This window comes from Bacillus sp. FSL M8-0256, assembly GCF_038005765.1.
Taxonomy (GTDB): domain Bacteria; phylum Bacillota; class Bacilli; order Bacillales; family Bacillaceae; genus Bacillus; species Bacillus safensis.
Genome location: NZ_JBBOTU010000001.1, coordinates 2220029 through 2241759, shown reverse-complemented (window position 1 = coordinate 2241759; position 21731 = coordinate 2220029). Strand labels below are relative to the sequence as shown.

25 protein-coding genes are annotated in these 21731 nt (G+C 41.1%); 24 read left to right on the top strand and 1 reads right to left on the bottom strand.

Going from position 1 to position 21731, the window contains the following annotated elements; all coding sequences use genetic code 11:
* Nucleotides 1–56: 56 nt before the first annotated feature.
* From NSQ76_RS11375 to fni, 10 genes are all read left to right on the top strand, one after another.
* Nucleotides 57–1331, top strand: coding sequence for a Glu/Leu/Phe/Val family dehydrogenase (locus NSQ76_RS11375; RefSeq protein WP_007500982.1), 1275 nt, complete (start codon nt 57–59; stop codon nt 1329–1331).
* Nucleotides 1332–1455: 124 nt separating this feature from the next.
* Complete coding sequence (locus NSQ76_RS11370; RefSeq protein ID WP_024422825.1) at nt 1456–2427, top strand: YpdA family putative bacillithiol disulfide reductase; 972 nt, start codon at nt 1456–1458, stop codon at nt 2425–2427.
* Between the two features lie 154 nt (nt 2428–2581).
* Nucleotides 2582–3238 (top strand): glutamic-type intramembrane protease PrsW, encoded by a 657-nt coding sequence (gene prsW, locus NSQ76_RS11365; protein WP_024422824.1) that lies wholly within the window; start codon nt 2582–2584, stop codon nt 3236–3238.
* A 133-nt stretch (nt 3239–3371) separates the two neighbouring features.
* Nucleotides 3372–4283 carry a spore cortex-lytic enzyme gene (sleB, locus tag NSQ76_RS11360; RefSeq protein WP_024428081.1) on the top strand — a complete coding sequence of 304 codons (912 nt, stop codon included), beginning with the start codon at nt 3372–3374 and terminating at the stop codon, nt 4281–4283.
* A gap of 16 nt (nt 4284–4299) precedes the next feature.
* Nucleotides 4300–5649, top strand: a complete 1350-nt coding sequence (gene ypeB / locus NSQ76_RS11355; protein ID WP_024422822.1) for a germination protein YpeB — start codon at nt 4300–4302, stop codon at nt 5647–5649.
* A 102-nt stretch (nt 5650–5751) separates the two neighbouring features.
* Complete coding sequence (locus NSQ76_RS11350; RefSeq protein WP_034623448.1) at nt 5752–6399, top strand: flagellar brake protein; 648 nt, start codon at nt 5752–5754, stop codon at nt 6397–6399.
* Between the two features lie 63 nt (nt 6400–6462).
* A complete protein-coding gene (locus NSQ76_RS11345) occupies nt 6463–6645 on the top strand; it encodes a DUF5359 family protein (protein WP_024422820.1) in 183 nt (60 codons plus the stop codon).
* Between the two features lie 71 nt (nt 6646–6716).
* Nucleotides 6717–7394 carry a (d)CMP kinase gene (gene cmk / locus NSQ76_RS11340; protein ID WP_034623450.1) on the top strand — a complete coding sequence of 226 codons (678 nt, stop codon included), beginning with the start codon at nt 6717–6719 and terminating at the stop codon, nt 7392–7394.
* A gap of 223 nt (nt 7395–7617) precedes the next feature.
* Nucleotides 7618–8769, top strand: a complete 1152-nt coding sequence (rpsA, locus tag NSQ76_RS11335; protein ID WP_024422818.1) for a 30S ribosomal protein S1 — start codon at nt 7618–7620, stop codon at nt 8767–8769.
* A 14-nt stretch (nt 8770–8783) separates the two neighbouring features.
* Nucleotides 8784–9839: a type 2 isopentenyl-diphosphate Delta-isomerase gene (gene fni / locus NSQ76_RS11330; RefSeq protein ID WP_024428084.1), complete on the top strand. Its 1056-nt coding sequence runs from the start codon at nt 8784–8786 to the stop codon at nt 9837–9839.
* A gap of 217 nt (nt 9840–10056) precedes the next feature.
* Here the strand turns inward: fni and NSQ76_RS11325 are convergent, their stop codons facing one another.
* Nucleotides 10057–10188 carry a YpzI family protein gene (locus NSQ76_RS11325; RefSeq protein WP_064497540.1) on the bottom strand — a complete coding sequence of 44 codons (132 nt, stop codon included), beginning with the start codon at nt 10186–10188 and terminating at the stop codon, nt 10057–10059.
* Nucleotides 10189–10308: 120 nt separating this feature from the next.
* On the opposite strand from NSQ76_RS11325, the gene NSQ76_RS11320 reads away from it, so the two are divergent.
* The 14 genes from NSQ76_RS11320 to hepT all read left to right on the top strand — a co-directional run bounded on the left by NSQ76_RS11320 (nt 10309) and on the right by hepT (nt 21658).
* Nucleotides 10309–10911 carry a YphA family membrane protein gene (locus NSQ76_RS11320; protein WP_445661666.1) on the top strand — a complete coding sequence of 201 codons (603 nt, stop codon included), beginning with the start codon at nt 10309–10311 and terminating at the stop codon, nt 10909–10911.
* Nucleotides 10908–11792 (top strand): YIEGIA family protein, encoded by an 885-nt coding sequence (locus NSQ76_RS11315; RefSeq protein ID WP_024422816.1) that lies wholly within the window; start codon nt 10908–10910, stop codon nt 11790–11792. Before NSQ76_RS11320 ends, NSQ76_RS11315 begins: the two co-directional genes overlap by 4 nt.
* Before the next feature lie 6 nt (nt 11793–11798).
* A complete protein-coding gene (locus NSQ76_RS11310; RefSeq protein WP_008344527.1) occupies nt 11799–11993 on the top strand; it encodes a capping complex subunit for YIEGIA in 195 nt (64 codons plus the stop codon).
* A gap of 159 nt (nt 11994–12152) precedes the next feature.
* Nucleotides 12153–13463, top strand: a complete 1311-nt coding sequence (der, locus tag NSQ76_RS11305; RefSeq protein ID WP_024422815.1) for a ribosome biogenesis GTPase Der — start codon at nt 12153–12155, stop codon at nt 13461–13463.
* A 14-nt stretch (nt 13464–13477) separates the two neighbouring features.
* The gene (locus tag NSQ76_RS11300) at nt 13478–14515 is read left to right on the top strand and encodes an NAD(P)H-dependent glycerol-3-phosphate dehydrogenase (protein ID WP_024428086.1); all 1038 of its coding nucleotides are present in this window, start codon (nt 13478–13480) and stop codon (nt 14513–14515) included.
* 266 nt (nt 14516–14781) lie between these two features.
* Nucleotides 14782–14985: a DUF2768 domain-containing protein gene (locus NSQ76_RS11295; protein ID WP_024422813.1), complete on the top strand. Its 204-nt coding sequence runs from the start codon at nt 14782–14784 to the stop codon at nt 14983–14985.
* An 18-nt stretch (nt 14986–15003) separates the two neighbouring features.
* Nucleotides 15004–15729: a hypothetical protein gene (locus NSQ76_RS11290; protein ID WP_327823065.1), complete on the top strand. Its 726-nt coding sequence runs from the start codon at nt 15004–15006 to the stop codon at nt 15727–15729.
* 204 nt (nt 15730–15933) lie between these two features.
* Nucleotides 15934–17412, top strand: coding sequence for a stage IV sporulation protein A (gene spoIVA / locus NSQ76_RS11285; protein WP_008344534.1), 1479 nt, complete (start codon nt 15934–15936; stop codon nt 17410–17412).
* A 375-nt stretch (nt 17413–17787) separates the two neighbouring features.
* Nucleotides 17788–18066 (top strand): non-specific DNA-binding protein Hbs, encoded by a 279-nt coding sequence (gene hbs, locus NSQ76_RS11280; RefSeq protein ID WP_003215863.1) that lies wholly within the window; start codon nt 17788–17790, stop codon nt 18064–18066.
* A gap of 190 nt (nt 18067–18256) precedes the next feature.
* Nucleotides 18257–18826, top strand: a complete 570-nt coding sequence (gene folE / locus NSQ76_RS11275; protein ID WP_003215789.1) for a GTP cyclohydrolase I FolE — start codon at nt 18257–18259, stop codon at nt 18824–18826.
* A 24-nt stretch (nt 18827–18850) separates the two neighbouring features.
* Entirely contained in the window at nt 18851–19081 is a 231-nt protein-coding gene (mtrB, locus tag NSQ76_RS11270) for a trp RNA-binding attenuation protein MtrB (protein WP_008344541.1), read from the top strand.
* A 114-nt stretch (nt 19082–19195) separates the two neighbouring features.
* Nucleotides 19196–19963 (top strand): heptaprenyl diphosphate synthase component 1, encoded by a 768-nt coding sequence (locus tag NSQ76_RS11265; RefSeq protein WP_341053871.1) that lies wholly within the window; start codon nt 19196–19198, stop codon nt 19961–19963.
* A 3-nt stretch (nt 19964–19966) separates the two neighbouring features.
* A complete protein-coding gene (locus tag NSQ76_RS11260; protein WP_341053869.1) occupies nt 19967–20671 on the top strand; it encodes a demethylmenaquinone methyltransferase in 705 nt (234 codons plus the stop codon).
* Nucleotides 20672–20695: 24 nt separating this feature from the next.
* Nucleotides 20696–21658: a heptaprenyl diphosphate synthase component II gene (gene hepT / locus NSQ76_RS11255; RefSeq protein WP_024422809.1), complete on the top strand. Its 963-nt coding sequence runs from the start codon at nt 20696–20698 to the stop codon at nt 21656–21658.
* Nucleotides 21659–21731: the final 73 nt, after the last annotated feature.

Genomic DNA, 21731 nt, shown 5'->3' with positions numbered 1-21731 from the left:
ACTATTGCTTGAAAGGGAGCAGTAGATCATGAAAGATTTCTAGGGGGTTTATTTTAATGGCAGCCGATCAAAACGCCGCTCATAACGCAGAAGATAAGCTAGATGTTTTAAAGTCAACTCAAACCGTCATACATAAAGCGCTTGACAAATTAGGGTATCCGCAGGAAGTGTATGAATTGCTGAAGGAGCCAATTCGTCTATTAACGGTCAAAATTCCAGTACGTATGGACGATGGATCGGTGAAAATTTTCACTGGTTACCGTGCACAGCACAATGATGCTGTCGGTCCGACAAAAGGCGGAATCCGTTTCCACCCGAACGTTACGGAAAAAGAAGTAAAAGCGCTTTCAATTTGGATGAGTTTAAAATGTGGAATTGTGGATCTTCCTTATGGCGGAGGAAAAGGCGGTATTATCTGTGATCCAAGAGAAATGTCATTCAGAGAGCTTGAAAAACTAAGCCGCGGCTATGTTCGCGCCATCAGTCAAATCGTTGGACCAACAAAAGATGTTCCAGCACCAGACGTGTTTACGAACTCTCAAATTATGGCATGGATGATGGATGAATATTCTAGAATTGATGAATTTAACTCGCCAGGATTTATTACAGGAAAACCAATTGTTCTTGGAGGATCACACGGACGTGATACTGCAACAGCAAAAGGTGTGACGATCTGCATCAAAGAAGCGGCGAAGAAAAAAGGAATTGACATTAACGGAGCTCGTGTTGTCGTACAGGGATTCGGAAATGCAGGAAGCTACTTAGCTAAATTCATGTATGATGCTGGAGCAAAAATCGTAGGGATTTCAGATGCATACGGCGGATTATACGATGAAGATGGTCTAGACATTGACTACTTGCTTGACCGACGTGACAGCTTTGGAACCGTCACTAAACTATTTAACGATACAATTACAAACCAAGAGCTGCTTGAGCTGGATTGTGATATCTTAGTACCTGCAGCCATTGAAAACCAAATCACAGAAGATAATGCGGCAAACATTAAAGCCAAAATTGTCGTAGAAGCAGCAAACGGTCCAACGACACTGGAAGGAACCAAAATTCTTTCAGATCGTGGTGTACTGCTTGTTCCAGACGTGCTTGCGAGTGCGGGTGGTGTAACTGTTTCTTACTTTGAATGGGTTCAGAATAACCAAGGGTTCTACTGGACTGAAGAAGAAGTTGAAACTCGTTTAGAAGATATGATGGTGAAATCATTTAATAATATTTATGAAATGGCGCAAAACCGCCGAATTGATATGCGTCTTGCTGCATATATGGTCGGTGTACGTAAAATGGCTGAAGCTTCTCGATTCAGAGGCTGGATTTAAGCGGCTGATTTGCATCGCGCCTTAAAATCTCCTATCCTTAAATAGGAGATTTTTTTATGGAATGGAACAAAGAATCAAACAGCCCAGCAATTGTTATTGCAGTGAAATGACAGGAGTGGAACAAATGAAACAAGAAAAAGCGATCATAATAGGAGGCGGCCCATGCGGGTTATCAGCTGCCATCGCATTCAAGCAAATTGGGATTGATGCACTTGTGATTGAAAAGGGGAATGTCGTGAACAGTATTTATCATTACCCTACACATCAAACCTTTTTTAGTACAAGTGAAAAGCTTGAAATCGGTGATGTCGCTTTTATTACTGAGAACCGTAAGCCCGTTCGTATTCAGGCACTTTCTTATTACCGAGAGGTCGTCAGACGAAAAAAACTGCGTGTACATGCTTTTGAAAAAGTAAACGCCGTGACAAAACAAGATGGCCGTTTTACGGTAAATACATCAAAAGACAACTATTCATGTGATTACGTCGTCATTGCGACTGGCTACTATGATCATCCAAACTATATGAACGTCAAAGGAGAAGACCTTCCTCACGTATATCACTATTTTAAAGAAGGACATCCATATTTTGATAAAGATGTGACGGTGATCGGCGGAAAGAACTCCAGTGTGGATGCTGCGCTAGAACTTGTGAAATGCGGAAGCAGAGTCACTGTGCTGTATAGAGGAACCGAATATTCATCCAGCATCAAGCCTTGGATACTACCAGAGTTTGAAGCGCTTGTCCGTAATGGAACAATTCGAATGGAGTTTGGTGCGCAGGTGAAAGAAATCACAGAAGAAGATGTGATCTTTACAAACCAGCAAAATCAAACGGATCGAGTGAAAAGTGACTATGTATTTGCTATGACTGGCTATCATCCAGATCATTCTTTCTTAGAAAAAATGGGTGTCACGATTGATCCAGAATCAGGCCGTCCAGCATTTGATGAACAGACGATGGAAACGAATGTTGAAGGTATTTTCATTGCGGGAGTCATTGCTGCTGGAAATAATGCCAATGAAATTTTCATTGAAAATGGAAGATTTCATGGCGGACTCATTGCAGAAGAAATCAACAAAAGAATCAACGGATAAAAAAAGAACTGAATCCTTCAAAGGGGTTCGGTTCTTTTTTATATAAATTGGGATTATATAGAAAGATATTTTAGAAAAATGGGCCCGAGTCATATAAAAAAAGGGTAAATCATGGTACGATAATGAAGGATAATGTAGGGAAAGAGGTCTGGTTATGATCGCAATCATCTCAGCAGGTTTAGCTCCCGGCATCGCACTTTTAAGTTATTTTTATTTGAAAGATCAGTACGACAATGAGCCGGTTCACATGGTCATCAGATCTTTTATGCTAGGTGTCATACTTGTGTTTCCAACCATGTTTATTCAATATGTCCTTCAAGAGGAAAATATCGCAACAAACCCTATCTTGATTTCATTTGTGACGTCGGGCTTTTTAGAGGAATCATTAAAATGGTTTATTTTAATGGTCAGCGTTTATGCACATGCCCAGTTTGACGAACACTATGACGGAATTGTGTATGGAACGAGTGTCTCACTTGGTTTTGCAACACTTGAAAATATCCTTTACTTAGTCGGTCACGGGGTCGAATATGCGTTTACCCGTGCTTTATTACCTGTATCAAGTCACGCATTATTTGGTGTTGTGATGGGTTTTTATATCGGAAAAGCCCGCTTCTCTGATAAAAAAGAGCAGCGCAAATGGCTGATTCTTTCTTTAACGCTCCCTGTGCTGTTTCACGGCCTGTATGATTTCATTCTATTAGGGATGAAAAACTGGGGATATATCATGGTGCCGTTCATGATTTTTTTATGGTGGTTTGGTTTAAGGAAAGCAAAAAAAGCCCGTGCGGTAAAAATGGTGCAAATTTAATTTTGGAAAACGTCCTATTTGTTTATAGGGCGTTTTTTTGTCTTTTCCATCCAATTCTCTCCTGTGTTGAATGTATAAAAATAGGGATCGGAAGAAACATATATTCAAACATCAAAGTACAGGAGGATCAAATATGGATAAAGCTCGTTTCATGAAACAAATTGTTCTTATCTTCTCAATCGTTCTTCTTGCGTCTTCACTTTTGACAGCCAGTAAAAGTGAAGCCTTCACCGCCCAAGTCATCCAGCGCGGGGCAACAGGAGAAGATGTAGTCGAGCTGCAAGCGCGGCTCCAATACAATGGTTTTTACAATGGCAAAATCGATGGCGTCTATGGCTGGGGAACGTACTGGGCCGTTCGCAACTTTCAAAGCCAATTTGGCATGAAGAAGGTCGATGGACTTGTAGGTGAGAAAACAAAAAGCTTATTAGTTCAAAAGACGAAATACTACAAAGAGTTTGTTCAAAAGCAGCTGCAGGAAGGGAACCAGTTTACCCATTATGGCGGGAAGCCTCTTGATCAGCAAACAAAGGCTCCTGCGCAAAGAAGTTCGCAAAAAAAGACAGCCCAAGGTACAAACGAAAATCAAAAAAGTCAAGGTGGATCATCTGGGAAGTCTGGCAATCAGTCAGGCAGCCAGCAGGGAAATCAAACACCAAAACAAACAGCAGCCAACATGCCTGGTGGTTTTTCTAGTAATGACATTCAGCTCTTGTCGCAAGCTGTGTACAGTGAAGCAAGAGGTGAGCCGTATGAAGGACAGGTGGCCATCGCGGCCGTTATCTTAAACCGTTTGAACAATCCGACCTTTCCAAATACGATCGCAGGAGTCATTTTTGAACCGCTTGCGTTTACTGCTGTAGCAGATGGGCAATTTTATATGACGCCAGATGAAACGGCAAAAAAAGCTGTATTTGATGCAATCAATGGCTGGGATCCATCTGAGAGCGCCATCTATTACTTTAATCCTGATACAGCAACAAGTCCATGGATTTGGGGAAGACCACAAATTAAACGAATCGGGAAACATATATTCTGCGAATAAAAAGAGGTGTAAATAAATGATCAGAGGAATATTGATTGCTATTTTAGGAATTGCTGTCATCTCAACAGGTTATTGGGGCTATAAAGAACATCAAGAAAAAGACGCCGTACTGCTTCATGCTGAGAACAACTACCAAAGAGCATTCCATGATTTAACGTATCAGGTGGATCAGCTGCATGACAAACTGGGCGCAACACTTGCGATGAACAGCCAAACATCCATCTCACCAGCACTTGCAGATGTATGGAGAATGTCATCAGAAGCGCATAACAATGTCAGCCAGCTCCCGCTTACATTGATGCCTTTTAATAAAACGGAAGAATTCCTGGCGAATGTCGGAGATTTTAGCTACAAATCATCAGTCAAATCTTTATCAGATGAACCATTAAATAAAGATACGCACAAAACCATTACAGCTCTATATAATCAAGCGTCAGATATCCAAAACGAACTTAGACAAGTGCAGCACCTCGTACTTAATAAAAACTTAAAATGGATGGATGTTGAAATGGCGCTCGCTGACGGCGATCGAAAGAACGACAACACCATCATTGACGGGCTGAAAACAGTCGAGAGAAATGCAGATGCATTTGCAGATGTCGATCTTGGGCCTACAAATGTGTCCACAGAAAAAGAAACACAAGGCTACAATCATTTAAAAGGCGATAAGATTTCAAAAAAAGAAGCGATCCGCATTGCACAGCAATTCACACCAGACCATAATCAACATTTTAAAGTGAGAAAAAGCGGCAGCAAAACCAATCGCGACGTGTACAGCTTATCGATGTCTGATCCAGACAGCCATGCAAACTTTTATCTAGATTTAACTGAAAAAGGAGGACACCCAGTCTACCTACTTCAGAATCGTGACGTGAAAAAACAGAAAATCAGTTTGAATGAGGCATCAGAAAAAGCACTCAGCTTCCTAAAGAAGCAAGGGTTTGACACAGAATCGTTCCATTTAGATGAAAGTGCACAATTTGATAATATCGGTGTATTTACCTATGTTCCTCTTCAGAAAAATGTTCTGCTTTATCCAGATAGTATACGCATGAAAGTCGCATTGGACGATGGTGAGGTTGTTGGGTTTTCAGCGAAGGATTACTTAACGAATCATAAAACACGCGACATTAAAGCACCTAAAATCTCGCAAAAAGAAGCGAAGAAAACATTAAATCAGCATGTAAAGATCGAAGATACTCATTTAGCGATTGTGCAAAATGATATGTCAGAGGAAGTTCTATGCTATGAGTTCCTCGGAACGATAAAAAACGATACGTATCGCATGTTCATTAATGCAGATACTGGAAAAGAAGAACGAGTAGATAAACTAAAAAACGCAGAACCTATATATAAAGACCTATAGAAAAGGAAACGAGGAAAAGGCTAATAAGTCTTTTCCTTTTGTTTTAGACATGGTTTAATATAGGAGAGGATACGATTTCACAGATGAAAAGAGTGATGAGGAATGTTACAAATAGGGGATGCAATCACAATTGAATATGTCAATGAGAACAAAGAAGTGAAAACAGCAAAATCGAAGATTTTGGAAAATAATAACGATGATATTTGCATTAATTATCCAGCTGATAAAGAAACGGGACGCACCATCTACTTAAACCAGCAAACAGAAATCACCGTCTTCTTTTTTGACGAAAACCAAATTCCATACAAATGTACAAGCGAAGTCATCGGAAAAAGAAAAGAAGATATTCCGATGATTGTCATTTCCATTCCGCCAAAAGAAGAAATGATTCGCCTTCAGCGTAGAGAATATCTGAGAGTGGATACGATGGTCAAAGCTACTATCATGCAAACGGACGAAGAGGCCTTTGAGACGTTTATTGTAAATATGAGTGCTGGCGGCGTAGCAATCTCTGTTCCTGAGGGCGTGTCATTGAAAGAATATGGAGAAGTGGTCACAGAGTTTGAACTTCCCCTAAATGAGCCCGTGAAAATAAAAGCGGTTGCAGAGATGAATCGAGTATATGAAGATGAACAGTCTGGCAAAAAAAGAGCGATCATGGAGTTTTCAGAGATCACAAATGACCACCAGCAGCACATCATGAAATACTGCTTCCAGCAGCAGCTTTTAACACGTGTGAAAAAAGCATAAGAATAAAGGGTGTAAAAAGCTTCCATACTAGAGAGGAAAGAATCTAGCGTGGAGGCTTTTTGTATGAAGACAATGGAAAGATGGTTATTGAAAGTGGTGCTCATTCAGCTTGTTTTATTGCTCACCGTTCAGATCACACTTCATTTGACGAAAGGAGAACTTTTTTTGTCAAAAGTCGTGCAGTATGAGGGTGTGAACAACATGAGCATTGAAGAATGGATTGAAACGTTTAAGCAGAAGGATTGATAGAAAATTCCCCCGTTTGAGCGGTGATCGTGTTACAATTCATAAGGGAGATTCAATCAAGGAGAGGTATTATGAAAAAGAAATTATCTATTGCAATTGACGGTCCTGCAGCAGCAGGCAAAAGCACTGTGGCAAAAATTGTCGCAGCCAAAAAATCATATATTTATATTGATACAGGTGCTATGTACCGCGCGATTACACTTGCGGCACTCAATCAAGGTGTAGACCTTGAAGACGAACAGGCACTTGATTCATTACTGAAAAAAACGGTCATTGAACTAGTCACAACAGACGAGGGTCAAAAAGTCCATCTAAACAATACGGATATCACAGAGGATATTCGCACAGACCGCGTAAGCAACCAAGTATCGGTTGTTGCAAAGCACAGAGCTGTTCGGGAAGAAATGGTCCGCAGGCAGCAAGAGCTTGGCAAACGAGGCGGCGTCGTTATGGACGGAAGAGACATAGGCACTCACGTACTTCCAGATGCTGAAGTGAAAATTTTCTTGCTTGCATCAGTAGAAGAAAGAGCAAAACGCCGCTTTGAAGAGAATCAGAAAAAAGGCTACGATGTCAATTACGATCAGCTGATCGAAGAGATTGCAAGACGCGATAAGCTTGATTCTGAGCGCGAAGTTTCACCTTTGAAGAAAGCAGATGACGCCATTGAAATTGACACCACTTCCCTTTCTATTCAAGAGGTGGCAGGGAAAATTTTAGATGCAGCAGACCGCGTGGAGAAACAGTAAGAAATTTTAGAAAACTTTTATAAGTTAGAGGTTTATCTCTTGACAAACAAGGTCTTTTATTAGAAGTTTATACTAATACTATTTTTATTGATCATTCAAGCAATTATATTGATTTGAATGTTTCTATAATACATATTCGGCTGGCAATCATCATGCTTAAGACACATATTCGCCCAGTCGTTTTAACTAAGCTGTGTAGGTTTGGACCAAGGAGGTTATCGAAATGACAGAGGAAATGAATCAAATCGATGTTCAGGTACCAGAGGTTGGAGATGTAGTGAAAGGGATTGTTTCTAAAGTTGAGGACAAGCATGTCAATGTAGATATCGTCAATGTGAAACAACCTGGTATCATCCCAATCAGTGAATTATCAAGTCTTCACGTTGAAAAAGCATCAGATGTCGTGAAAGATGGCGACGAGTTAGAGCTTAAAGTAACAAAGGTCGAAGACGATGCTTTGATTTTATCTAAACGTGCTGTTGATGCAGACCGCGCTTGGGAAGACCTAGAGAAAAAGTTTGAAACAAAAGAAGTATTTGAAGCTGAAGTAAAAGACGTTGTAAAAGGTGGTCTTGTCGTTGACATTGGTGTGCGCGGATTTATTCCTGCATCTCTTGTAGAAGCACACTATGTAGAAGACTTCACAGATTACAAAGGGAAAACACTCTCACTTGTCGTGGTAGAACTTGACCGCGAAAAAAATCGCGTGATTCTCTCGCACCGTGCAGTCGTTGAGCAAGAGCAATTAGACAAAAAGCAAGACTTCCTGCAAAAGCTTGAAGTAGGCAGTGTGATTGATGGTAAAGTGCAGAGGCTTACTGATTTTGGTGCATTTGTTGACATTGGCGGCATTGATGGATTAGTTCACATTTCTCAACTATCCCATGCGCATGTTGAAAAGCCATCTGACGTAGTAGAAGAAGGACAGGAAGTCAAGGTCAAAGTACTTGCTGTTGATCGTGATAACGAACGTATCTCACTATCTATTAAAGAAACATTACCAGGACCTTGGAGCCAAATTGGTGAAAAGGTAAAACAAGGTGATGTGCTTGAAGGAACCGTTCAACGTCTTGTGAGCTTTGGTGCATTTGTTGAAATTCTGCCAGGTGTAGAAGGGCTTGTGCATATTTCCCAAATCTCTCATAAACATATCGGCACGCCGCAAGAAGTCCTTGAAGAAGGGCAGACTGTGAAAGTGAAAGTGCTTGATGTGAATGAAGACGAAGAGCGCATTTCACTAAGCATCCGTGATTTAGAAGAAAATCCTGAAAAACAAATCGAAGAGGATTATCGTCAATATCAGGCGAAAGAAGAAAACACAAGCGGCTTCCAGCTTGGTGACCTGATCGGCGATAAACTCAATAAACTAAAATAATTTGGTGATCAAAATTGACGCGAGCAGAAAGAAAGAAGCAGCATATTGAGCATGCGTTGTCCACTGGCCAGCATGCAGCAACAGGTTTAGATGATGTTTCCTTCGTTCACGCCAGTTTACCAGATCTTGCGACATCACAAATTGATACACATACGACAATTGGCGGACTGACTTTCGGTTCGCCAATTTTTATCAATGCAATGACTGGCGGAGGCGGAGAATCCACCTATGAGATCAACCGCTCTTTATCGATCGCAGCGAAGGAGACCAATATCCCAGTAGCAGTTGGATCACAAATGGCTGCACTGAAAGATAAAGAAGAAAGACGAACATATGAAGTCGTTCGTAAAGTCAATCCGGATGGAATTGTATTTGCGAATTTAGGCAGTGAAGCGACAATGAAGCAAGCTCAAGAAGCAGTCAACATGCTCGAGGCAAATATGCTCCAAATTCATCTGAATGTCATCCAAGAGATTGTCATGCCTGAAGGCGATCGCGATTTCAGGGGGGCGCTTGAGCGGATTGCAGCTATCGTTGAATCTGTTGGTGTGCCTGTTGTTGTAAAAGAAGTCGGATTTGGCATGAGTAAGGAGACGGCAGGAAAGTTATTCCATGCTGGGGTTGCAGCCGTTGATGTAGGCGGATTTGGTGGAACGAACTTTTCTAAGATTGAAAATCTCCGCCGCCAAAAAGCACTTCGTTATTTTGATCAATGGGGAATTCCAACTGCAGCGAGTCTTGCTGAAGTACATACAGCCTTTCCGAATCAAACGATTTTAGCCTCCGGAGGTATTCAAGATGCTCTTGATGTAACCAAATCAATGGCTCTTGGCGCATCTGCTGCTGGTCTAGCTGGATTTTTCTTAAAATCATTGACCAGTGGAGGAGAAAGCGGCCTCATCGCAGATATCATGGAACTTCAAGAAGATATCAAGATGATGATGACAGTGCTTGGCGTGAAGACGATTGAAGAACTGAGACAGGCTCAAGTTGTGATCTCAGGGGAAACAAGTCATTGGCTCAAAGAAAGAGGCGTTGACACAACGTACTATAGTAAGAGAGGCATGTGATATCACATGCCTCAGCGCGTAGACAAACCCTCGCATTCGGTGTCAGTCCTGCGTGCCGGTGCTCACGAATGTCCAATTCGCTCCGCTCCGGTACTCGTCCTTCCTAGGGCTGCAAAGGTTTTCTATCACGCTGAAAAGAAGACAAAGGGCTAAAATAAACATCATTTTAGCCCTTTGTCAACAAATCTAAGGCATGTCATGATCACATGCCTTTTTTTTATTGATTTCTTTTTCGAGCGCTTTCTGGACCTTCTAATGCTGTTGCACCCTTATGATGAATGGATTGATCGCGGTCAGATTCCACTCTTTTTGACGCCTTTAAACGCTTTTCCTGTCTATCTTTTCCCATCATGTATCCCTCCTCAGGTTATTAGGGTGTCACCTCTTGTTTATTTCATACAAAGCCGGTAACGATCCGCATGTTTAAAAATTGGAGATTTTCCCATAATGTAATTGAGGTGATGAGGCGTTGGAGGCTTTGTACTATTATTGGTCTATATGGTTCGTTTGGATTATGGTGACATTTATCATGGAAAAAAGTTTGTGGCGCACCGTGCTGGGCATCTGTGTACTTGTCCATATTATATTCAGTCATGTCATGATATCCGTTTTAGATATAAGCATCAATGCGGGTTTCTTGATGACTTTTTTATATGCATGTGCTGCTTTCGTCATATTTAGGCCTAGTTACCGAATGATGAGAATCATGCAATTGGGCTCGATGGTGAGCGCGTATGCCTTTTTTATGATATTTGCATTATATGACCCTGTTTGGTTCACGATAATAAAGGTGGATTGGGTCGTATTTGCCCTGCTGATCTTAATGTGTTTGACATATGGACAGCCGTTAACGGAAAGAATCACCTTATGGATGATGTCAGTATGTCTCGGCGAAGCCCTTTATGCGCTGACGATTCACCGCCTCACATCATCAATTGTCATAGGGGATCTCTCTTTTCTTTCCTTCGTTGTACAAGGAGCCGTCTTCCTATTAGGTGTCGATCAGTTTGAAAAGCTCTTGAACGCCCGTTCATCAAGAAAATCAGTAAAAGGGGCTGCAAAATCAACATGACAGACTATACGTTTCCTGTGATTATTGGTGTCATCTTTGGGATGGCGGCCAGACTTTACATGTTAAGAACGGATTACCGGCAATACCCTACGTATATTCATGGACAAGTGATTCACATTGCACTTGGTTTTATTGCGTCAGGATTAGGTGCGATCATTATGCCTGCACTAATTCAGGAGGAATTTACAGCGATTACCTTTCTCACTTTGGCAGCCACGCAATTTCGAGATGTCCGAAATATGGAAAGAAATACGTTAACCCAAATGGATTCGTATGAGCTTGTCTCACGAGGCAGTACATATATAGAAGGCATTGCCATTGCCTTTGAAAGTCGAAATTATATTGCGATTCTCACTGCACTTATTACAACGACAGCCTGTATTTTCTTCTCGCTTGTTGTTGGAACAGTAGTCGGTATTCTTTGTTTTTTCATGGCAAAGCTATTAATGTCAGGCAGTCAATTAAAGGATATCGTCAGCATTCAAAAAGGGGAACTTCGCTTTGATGGGGCAGGGCTTTATGTAAATGATATATATATTATGAATATCGGGCTGCCCGAAAAGCAAAAGCTCATTTTAGAGCATGGGATGGGTTTTATTTTGACGCCGAAAAATTTCAACTCTGCTACAACGATTGCTAACCTTGGACAGCGGCAAGCCATTTTATTTGATTTATCGAACGTGCTTGGCGTGTACCGCGATTCTGGTGAACCATCGCTCTGTCCACTCGCAAAACGTGATCTGAATACCGGTACACTTGGTGTGTTCATTTTACCGCAATGGCAGCGTGAAGATTTGGCTGTCCGTGTATTAGAAGAGGTGCCTATTTTAGAAAATGCCATAAGAATGCCGACAGATTTCATTAAAAAGAAAGTGAGGTAATAGGGCATGGCGAACACCATTGAACAATTTATATTGGCTGTGGCAACAACTAATAAAGAGCGGGTCATTGGCGGAACAGCGGTTTTTTTCTGTGAAAATAAAGAAGAGCTCGACATGTATGCCATGAATTTAGAGGCCATTTTAGATGGAATTGCACACGGCATTGGAGAAGATCTTTACTTGATTGTCAAACATTTTTAAGTTATTCATTGTGGTCTGATTAAAAATTGATATAATATATAAGTTGAACCCTTCATGTTTGAAGGGTTTATTTCATAAAACTGAATGAAAATTATAAATCCCGGTTGAAACATGATGATGAACATATTGAATCGCGGCTGGATTGAAAGGAAGGGTACTATGGGTAAACCTGTCGTAGCCATTGTTGGAAGGCCCAACGTTGGAAAATCTACAATTTTTAATCGAATCGCAGGCGAAAGAATATCGATTGTAGAAGACACACCTGGTGTAACAAGAGATCGAATCTATAGCTCTGCTGAATGGTTAAATTATGACTTTAATTTAATAGATACTGGTGGAATTGATATTGGAGATGAGCCATTCTTGGCGCAAATTCGCCATCAGGCAGAAATCGCAATGGACGAAGCGGATGTCATTATCTTTATGGTGAATGGCCGAGATGGCGTGACATCTGCGGATGAAGAAGTCGCAAAAATTTTATATCGCACGAAAAAGCCAGTTGTACTTGCTGTCAATAAACTGGACAACCCTGAAATGAGAAGCGACGTGTATGACTTTTATGCACTCGGATTTGGCGAGCCGTATCCGATTTCTGGAACACACGGATTAGGTCTTGGTGATCTGCTTGATGCAGTGGCAGAACATTTTAAGAATTTACCGGATACGCAATATGATGAAGAAGTTGTCCAGTTCTGCTTAATTGGCCGTCCGAATGTAGGGAAATCTTCTTTAGTGAATGCGATGCTCGGAGAAGACCGCGTCATTGTCAGCAACATCGCTGGTACAACAAGAGATGCTGTCGATACGATGTTTACGTACAATCAGCGTGACTTTGTCATTGTTGATACAGCAGGTATGAGGAAAAAAGGGAAAGTATATGAAACAACAGAGAAATACAGTGTGCTTCGTGCATTAAAAGCCATTGACCGCTCAGATGTTGTCGCTGTTGTACTTGACGGCGAGGAAGGCATTATTGAGCAGGATAAACGAATTGCTGGCTATGCACACGAAGCTGGTAAAGCTGTTGTCATCATTGTGAACAAATGGGATGCTGTTGAAAAAGATGAGCGTACGATGAAGGAATTTGAGCAAAACATCCGCGAGCATTTTCAATTCCTTGATTATGCACCTGTCTTGTTTATGTCTGCTCTTACGAAAAAGAGAATTCATACATTAATGCCGTCCATTATCACAGCAAGCGAAAACCATGCAATGCGCGTTCAAACCAATATTTTAAATGATATCATCATGGATGCGGTGGCGATGAATCCAACGCCGACCCATAACGGACAGCGCCTAAAGATTTACTATGCAACACAGGTGGCCATTAAGCCTCCGTCCTTCGTTGTGTTTGTCAACGATCCAGAGCTTATGCACTTTTCTTATGAGCGTTTCCTAGAAAACCGTATTCGAGATGCATTTGGTTTTGAAGGAACACCGATTAAAATATTTGCGAGAGCGAGAAAATAAAAAGGGTGAGCAGGATGAAGAAAATTTCAGTACTTGGAGCAGGCAGCTGGGGAACAGCTCTTGCGCTTGTATTAGCTGATAATCATCATGATGTACACATGTGGGGACATAGACAAGAGCTCATTGATCAAATCAATGAGAAACATGAAAATCATGATTACTTGCCAAATGTCGAACTGCCAGCGTCTATTCAGGCGACCACCGATATGAAGCAGGCTTTAGAGGGGACAGAGGCGGTTATTGTCGCTGTGCCAACAAAGGCCATTCGTGAGGTATTGAAGCAGGCAAATGAGCTGATCTCATCGAAGGTGCCATTTGTCCATGTCAGTAAGGGAATTGAACCAGATACACTTCTTAGAATTTCTCAAATGATTGAACAAGAAGTCCCATCTGAGAAAAGAGAGGCTGTCGTTGTCCTATCAGGGCCGAGCCATGCAGAAGAAGTAGGTCTGCGTCATCCGACAACTGTCACTGTCTCGTCAGAAAACATTGAAGCAGCTCAATTTGTTCAAGATTTGTTCATGAACAATCATTTTAGAGTGTACACAAACCCTGATGTGATTGGGGTGGAGATTGGCGGCGCATTGAAAAATATCATTGCTCTTGCGGCTGGTATTACAGACGGACTTGGATATGGTGACAATGCAAAAGCGGCGCTTATCACAAGAGGACTTGCTGAAATCGCACGTCTTGGCACAAAAATGGGAGGGAATCCCCTTACATTTGCTGGATTAACAGGCGTTGGCGATTTGATCGTGACATGTACAAGTGTTCATTCGCGTAACTGGCGCTGCGGGAATTTACTCGGTAAAGGATATAAGCTCGAAGAAGTGCTTGAAAAAATGGGCATGGTTGTCGAAGGCGTCCGCACAACAAAAGGCGCTTATCAGCTCTCCAAAGAATACAAGGTCAGCATGCCGATCACAGAGGCTCTTTACGGCGTCCTGTTTGAAGGGAAAAAGGTGGACGATGCTGTAGAATCATTGATGGCACGTGTGAAAACACATGAGATGGAAGACCTTGTGAACATGTTTGAAAACCAAACAAAATAAAAGGAAAGACTGAACTTAGGCATGTAGAGGATGCAAGAAGGGGAAGACTTGCATAACATAGCAATGAAGTTTGAATAGAGCTTTGCCTCTACAGAATGAGGAAAATAGTCGATCCAATGACTGAAGCAGAGTCCCCCTCTTTGCTTCAGTTTTTTTATGCGCTTTTTTCTGAATGATTGGAAAAATGATTGATATTTACCTTATTTTTGGTTTAAAATGAAATATAAACGCTTACAATTCGTTCGTTTTGAAGGGGGACAGGCACGATGAGTTTTGCTTTAATCAAGATGTGGTTTGCGCTTGGTTCAATGGGGCTCATGTTTTTAGCCGTAGTAACCATTTATCTCAGCAGGTTTAAGCTGAAAAGCAAATTTCTTAAAATAACGGCCTCGACCGTTGCATACAGCTTGATGCTGATATCAGGTATCATTGTGTTTTTAGTTGTCTTTAGCGGACCGGTCAATGAATAAAGAAAAAGGAAGAATGTGATGATCAAAGCAAAAGTCAGTGTCACACTGTTAGCACTTATTTTATTAACAGGATGTCTGTATCCAGAAAATCGCAAAGCTGAGAACCGGGTGCCATACGAAGAGCAGCTGCAAAGTGTACAGACAGCGATTGAGGAATTTCAAAAAGCAACAAATGGTCTTTTGCCTATAGAAACGAAAGAAGCAGACACGCCGGTTTATCAGAAATATGTCATCGACTTTAAGCGCTTGTCACCAAGATATTTACACGATGTACCGTCTACATCTTATGAAGGCGGGGGCGAATATATTTATGTCCTCACAGACGTCGAAAAGAAACCCACTGTGAAACTGCTTGATGTCAAAATGACACAGACCATCAATGAATTACGGCTTAGAATCAAGATGTATCAAGATGAACATACATATCCGCCATACAGCAAAGTCGTATCAGCCAATTTATATACGTTAAATGAAAAAAAACTAGGATTAAAATCGCCGCCTGCGGTGATAAGTCCTGTGACAGGGAATTCCCTCCCACTACTGATTTCATCAAACGGTGACATCTATGTGGACTACCGCAGTGATTTTGCTCACATTTTGAAGAATACGAAGCAAAAGCTGAAACCAGGTGAAAACATTCAAGATGTATATTGGCAGGAAACCCCGTTTGTACCCGCGTTTTCTGTCCCATATACCATCAACAAAAAAGGTGAGCCTGCCTTTTTAGAAAAAAAGACGTCATAAACAAGAATGAACCTTTTTCCTCTGCATATAAATGAGGAGAAAGGTTTTTTTATGGCTAAACTTACTCTCAAAACAAAAAGGTGTCATATTCAAATAGGACAACGTCATACACATATATTGTCCAGACACCTTTCAAGCACAGTTTGATTGAAGAATAGAGTATTTAATTTGAAAACGAGGATAGCAAGTCCGGGAGGGGATCACTTGGAAAAAGTCGATATTTTCAAGGATATCGCTGAACGAACAGGAGGCGATATATATTTAGGAGTCGTTGGCGCTGTTCGTACAGGGAAATCTACGTTTATTAAAAAGTTTATGGAGCTCGTGGTGCTCCCGAATATCAATAATGAGGCAGATCGTGCAAGAGCACAGGATGAATTGCCGCAAAGCGCAGCAGGAAAAACCATTATGACCACAGAGCCAAAATTTGTACCGAATCAAGCAGCATCAATTCACGTGAGTGACGGCCTTGATGTCAACATCAGACTTGTCGATTGTGTGGGATACACTGTCCCTGGTGCGCGCGGGTATGAAGATGAAAATGGCCCAAGAATGATCAATACGCCGTGGTATGAAGAGCCAATCCCGTTTCATGAAGCAGCGGAAATTGGTACACGCAAGGTCATTCAAGAGCATTCAACAATAGGTGTAGTCATTACAACAGATGGTTCCATTGGAGAAATTCCAAGACATGATTATATTGAATCTGAAGAACGTGTAATTGATGAACTCAAAGAGGTTGGAAAGCCGTTTATTATGGTCATTAACTCTGTGAGGCCATATCATCCTGAAACAGAAGCGCTCCGGCAGGAACTTAGCCAAAAGTATGATATTCCAGTACTCGCCATGAGCGTAGAAAGTATGAGAGAGCAAGACGTACTCAGCGTTCTTCGTGAAGCATTATATGAATTCCCAGTTCTAGAGGTGAATGTGAACCTGCCAAGCTGGGTGATGGTGCTAAAAGAAGATCACTGGCTGAGAGAGAGCTATCAGGATTCAGTAAAGGAAACTGTAAAGGATATTAAAAGATTAAGAGATGTCGACCGTGTCGTTGGTCAATTCAGTGAATTTGATTTTATCGAAAGAGCGGGTTTAGCAGGAATTGAAATGGGTCAGGGGATTGCGGAGATTGACCTGTATGCGCCAGATGATCTATATGATCATATTTTAAAAGAAGTGGTTGGTGTAGAAATTAGAGGAAAAGACCATCTTCTAGAGCTCATGCAAGACTTTGCTCATGCTAAGACAGAATATGATCAAGTATCAGACGCATTAAAAATGGTGAAGCAGACTGGTTACGGGATTGCGGCGCCAGCGTTATCAGATATGAGTTTAGATGAGCCAGAAATCATTAGGCAGGGATCAAGATTCGGCGTGAGATTAAAAGCGGTCGCTCCATCTATTCATATGATCAAAGTAGATGTAGAGAGCGAATTTGCACCGATTATCGGAACAGAAAAACAAAGTGAAGAGCTCGTCCGCTACTTAATGCAAGACTTTGAAGATGATCCGCTTTCGATCTGGAATTCAGATATATTTGGCCGTTCCCTCAGCTCCCTTGTCAGAGAAGGCATTCAAGCAAAGCTGTCTCTCATGCCGGAAAACGCAAGATATAAGCTGAAGGAAACGCTTGAAAGAATCATTAACGAAGGATCAGGCGGTTTGATCGCGATTATTTTATAGCAAGTGAGACCTCTCATTGATGGGGTCTTTTTTTTGCGTGTAGAATGAGTCATAAAAAGACAATTGTATAAAGATTAGTCAGATTCAGGCTGAAATTAGGAATATTCGTTCGCAAAAGTGCCCTTAATCCTTGACGAATAAGGATTCTTCCCTTTAAAATGCTTGATATGGTATTTCATATGTGTTAATCTACTTACAGAAAATCTTCACTTTGTTGGACAAACATTCCTTCAAAGAGATGTTTTCTAATGAAAAGCCATGTATAACGCTTTCTAGACGCTCTTTTTTTCTGAAAAAGGGGTATAGAAAGAAGATGAATTGTGAAGAAATGATAACAATCTACTGAATGCATATTTTTGGGAGGAGGTGAAAGGCATGAACAAGACAGAACTTATTAACGCGGTTGCTGAAGCAAGCGAGTTATCTAAAAAAGACGCGACAAAAGCAGTTGATTCTGTTTTTGATACAATTTTAGATGCACTTAAAAATGGTGACAAAATCCAACTTATTGGTTTTGGTAACTTTGAAGTACGTGAGCGTTCAGCTCGTAAAGGACGTAACCCACAAACTGGTGCAGAGATCGAAATCCCTGCAAGCAAAGTACCTGCTTTCAAACCAGGTAAAGCACTTAAAGACGCGGTGGCAGGTAAATAATCGTTATGTGTAATGATCCTGTTGAAGGAGTTATACATATACAGTTTCACACTGGTCTAGAAAAGCCCCTTTCATAAGGGGCTTTTCCTTTTGAATCAAAAGGTTCGTTTAGAACGCTCTCCTTTGCTTTTAGGATCTGAAGTGTGCTAGAATCTGAATGAAATGTAATCGCCTTTGGAGGATATAATACATGAGTGAAATAAATAAAGAATTAATTGAACACGCGGTACGCGATATATTAAAAGCAATTGGAGAAGATCCGGATCGTGAAGGACTTCTTGATACCCCAAAACGAGTCGCAAAAATGTATGAAGAAGTGTTCTCGGGATTAAATGAAGATCCAAAAGAACATTTTAAAACCATTTTTGGCGAAGACCACGAAGAACTCGTCCTTGTAAAAGATATTGCTTTCCATTCAATGTGTGAACACCACCTTGTGCCTTTCTACGGGAAAGCCCATGTCGCTTATATTCCGCGCGGAGGAAAAGTAACGGGACTTAGTAAGCTGGCAAGAGCTGTAGAAGCCGTGGCTAAACGCCCGCAGCTTCAGGAACGCATTACATCAACCATTGCAGATAGTATGGTGGAAACACTTAATCCGCATGGCGTGATGATTGTCGTTGAAGCAGAGCATATGTGTATGACGATGCGCGGAGTGAAAAAGCCAGGCGCTAAAACAGTCACATCAGCCGTCCGCGGCACATTTGCAAATGATGCAGCCGCAAGAGCAGAAGTGCTTTCCTTTATTAAAAACGACTAATTCAATAGATGGAAGGTGAACAAAATGAGTGAAAATAAAGCATCTGATTTTGTGGTGATTAAAGCCATTGATAATGGTGTAAATGTCATCGGCCTAACAAGAGGCTCTGATACAAGATTTCACCATTCCGAGAAACTCGATAAAGGTGAAGTGATCATTGCACAATTTACTGAGCATACGTCAGCGATCAAAGTAAGAGGCGATGCTGTCATTCAAACAAGCTTCGGCGAAATTCAAAGCGAAGCAAAGAAATAAAGAACTTGTAGCACTTGATAGCATAAAAGTGAGAGCTGATATGGTATAATAAATCTCTATACAATGTGCAGGTCTACATATGAAACTGTAATTTTTGGGACAAGGGTGATATCTTTGCAAGACATCTACGGAATTTTATCTAATCTAAATATAAAATTAAATAAAAAGCTTTCTCATCCTTATTTGGCGAAGCATTTACGCGCACCACTCATCGATGAAGATAAGCTCCTTCTTTTTCATGCAATGTTTGAAGAAGCTCAAATTGATGCAGAGAAAAAAGAAAATTATATTTTAACGGCGATGCTTGTGCAAATTGCCCTTGATACCCATGACGAAGTCACAACTGCTGCAGCCATCAAGCAAGACGAATTCAAAAATCGTCAGCTGACCATCCTGGCAGGAGACTATTTCAGCGGTCTCTATTATTCTCTTCTCTCTGACATGAAAGACATTTATATGATCCGCACGCTCGCTACGGCGATCAAAGAGATCAATGAACATAAAATTAGACTGTATGACCGGTCCATTCAAGATGCAGCGCACTTTTACAAAAGTGTAGCTACAGTTGAATCTGCGCTTTTCCAAAGGATTTCTGAGCATTTTCAATTAACGCATTGGAATGAGATTGCAAGTCGTTTTCTTGTTTATAAACGCTTCATGAAACAAGCAGAAAATGACAAACATTTAAAACTTTTTTTGAACGATCGTTATACGGACGCCTATTTGTGCTTTGACAATTTTGAGAATGAAGGCTATGAAAAGGCCAAACGAACGATCAAGGAGCATCTTGTTTCATCTCCGGTCGTTCAAAAAGAGCTATTAAATCGCTTGGATCATATGAAAAATGAGCCTGCGTACCATCAGAAAGTGGAAGAAGGGTAAGTCATGCAGCAATCAAAAGAACAGCGAGTACACGGTGTATTTGAAAAAATTTATAAAAACTATGATCAAATGAACTCTGTCATCAGCTTTAAACAGCATAAAAAATGGCGCGATAAAACAATGAAACTTATGAATGTGCAAAAAGGGTCTAAAGCATTAGATGTATGCTGCGGGACAGCCGATTGGACAATTGCTCTTGCAGATGCTGTTGGAGAAAAAGGCGAGGTCAAAGGCCTTGATTTCAGTAAAAACATGCTGGGTGTTGGAGAAACGAAGGTGAAGACTGGGGGCTACAAACAAATTGAATTGCTTCATGGCAATGCGATGGAGCTCCCTTTTGAGGACAACTCATTTGATTATGTCACCATCGGTTTTGGACTTAGAAACGTTCCTGATTATTTAACGGTGCTAAAGGAAATGACAAGAGTAGTGAAGCCTGGCGGAATGGTTGTCTGTCTGGAGACTTCACAGCCTGAGATGATCGGCTTTAAACAGGGCTACTACATCTATTTCAAATACATTATGCCGCTCTTTGGTAAACTGTTTGCCAAAAGCTATCAGGAGTATTCATGGCTTCAAGAATCAGCCAAAACGTTCCCTGGCATGAAAGAGCTGGCGGCTCTGTTCGAAGAGGCCGGGTTGTCTGATGTCTCGTATCATCCATTTACAGGCGGTGTAGCAGCAACACATATCGGAAAGAAGCTTTGAATAAACGATATTTGGGTGAAGATAATGAAATTAAAAGCAATGATCTCTTTTTTAAATCATGATATCGATATAATTGAAAAAGAGCTTGAACAAACAGTTCGCTCTGATTATGCATTATTAAGTGAAGCAGGTCTTCATTTGCTGCAAGCGGGCGGAAAACGAATCCGCCCCGTTTTTGTTCTCCTTTCAGGCATGTTTGGTGACTATGACATTAATAAAATTAAATATGTTGCCGTTGCCCTCGAGCTGATTCATATGGCATCACTTGTTCACGATGATGTTATTGATGATGCAGAACTGAGAAGAGGCAAACCAACGATAAAGGCAAAATGGGATAACAGAATTGCCATGTACACAGGGGATTATATGTTTGCAAGATCACTTGAATACATGACAAAAATCAATCACCCAATGGCACATGAAATTTTGTCAAAAATGGTCGTCGAGCTTTGTCTTGGTGAGATAGAGCAAGTGAAAGATAAATATAATATGGATCAAAACCTGCGTACATATTTAAGAAGAATCAAACGAAAAACAGCCTTGCTCATTGCAGGCAGCTGTCAATTAGGCGCCATTGCAGCAGGTACAGATGAAAAAACACATAAAGCCCTCTATTGGTTTGGATACTATGTCGGCATGTCCTATCAAATCATTGATGATGTCCTTGATTTCACATCAACTGAAGAAGAGCTGGGCAAGCCTGTCGGAGGAGACCTTTTACAAGGGAATGTCACACTCCCAGTCTTATATGCACTGAAAAATCCGACGCTAGAAGGTCAATTGAAGCTGATCAATAGTGAAACGACGGAGAAGCAGCTGGAGCCTGTCATTGAAAGCCTCAAACAAACAGATGCGATCGACCGCTCGATTCGAGTGAGTGAAATGTATTTGAAAAAAGCCTTTGAACAGCTCGACAAACTTCCTCGAGGACGAGCGAGAACGTCACTCGCCTCCATTGCAAAATATATTGGGAAACGAAAATTCTAATCAACGTGATGTTGATTGGTTTTTTTGTGAAATTTTTTGTCAAAAATTGATTATTATAAAAAAAAATGATACG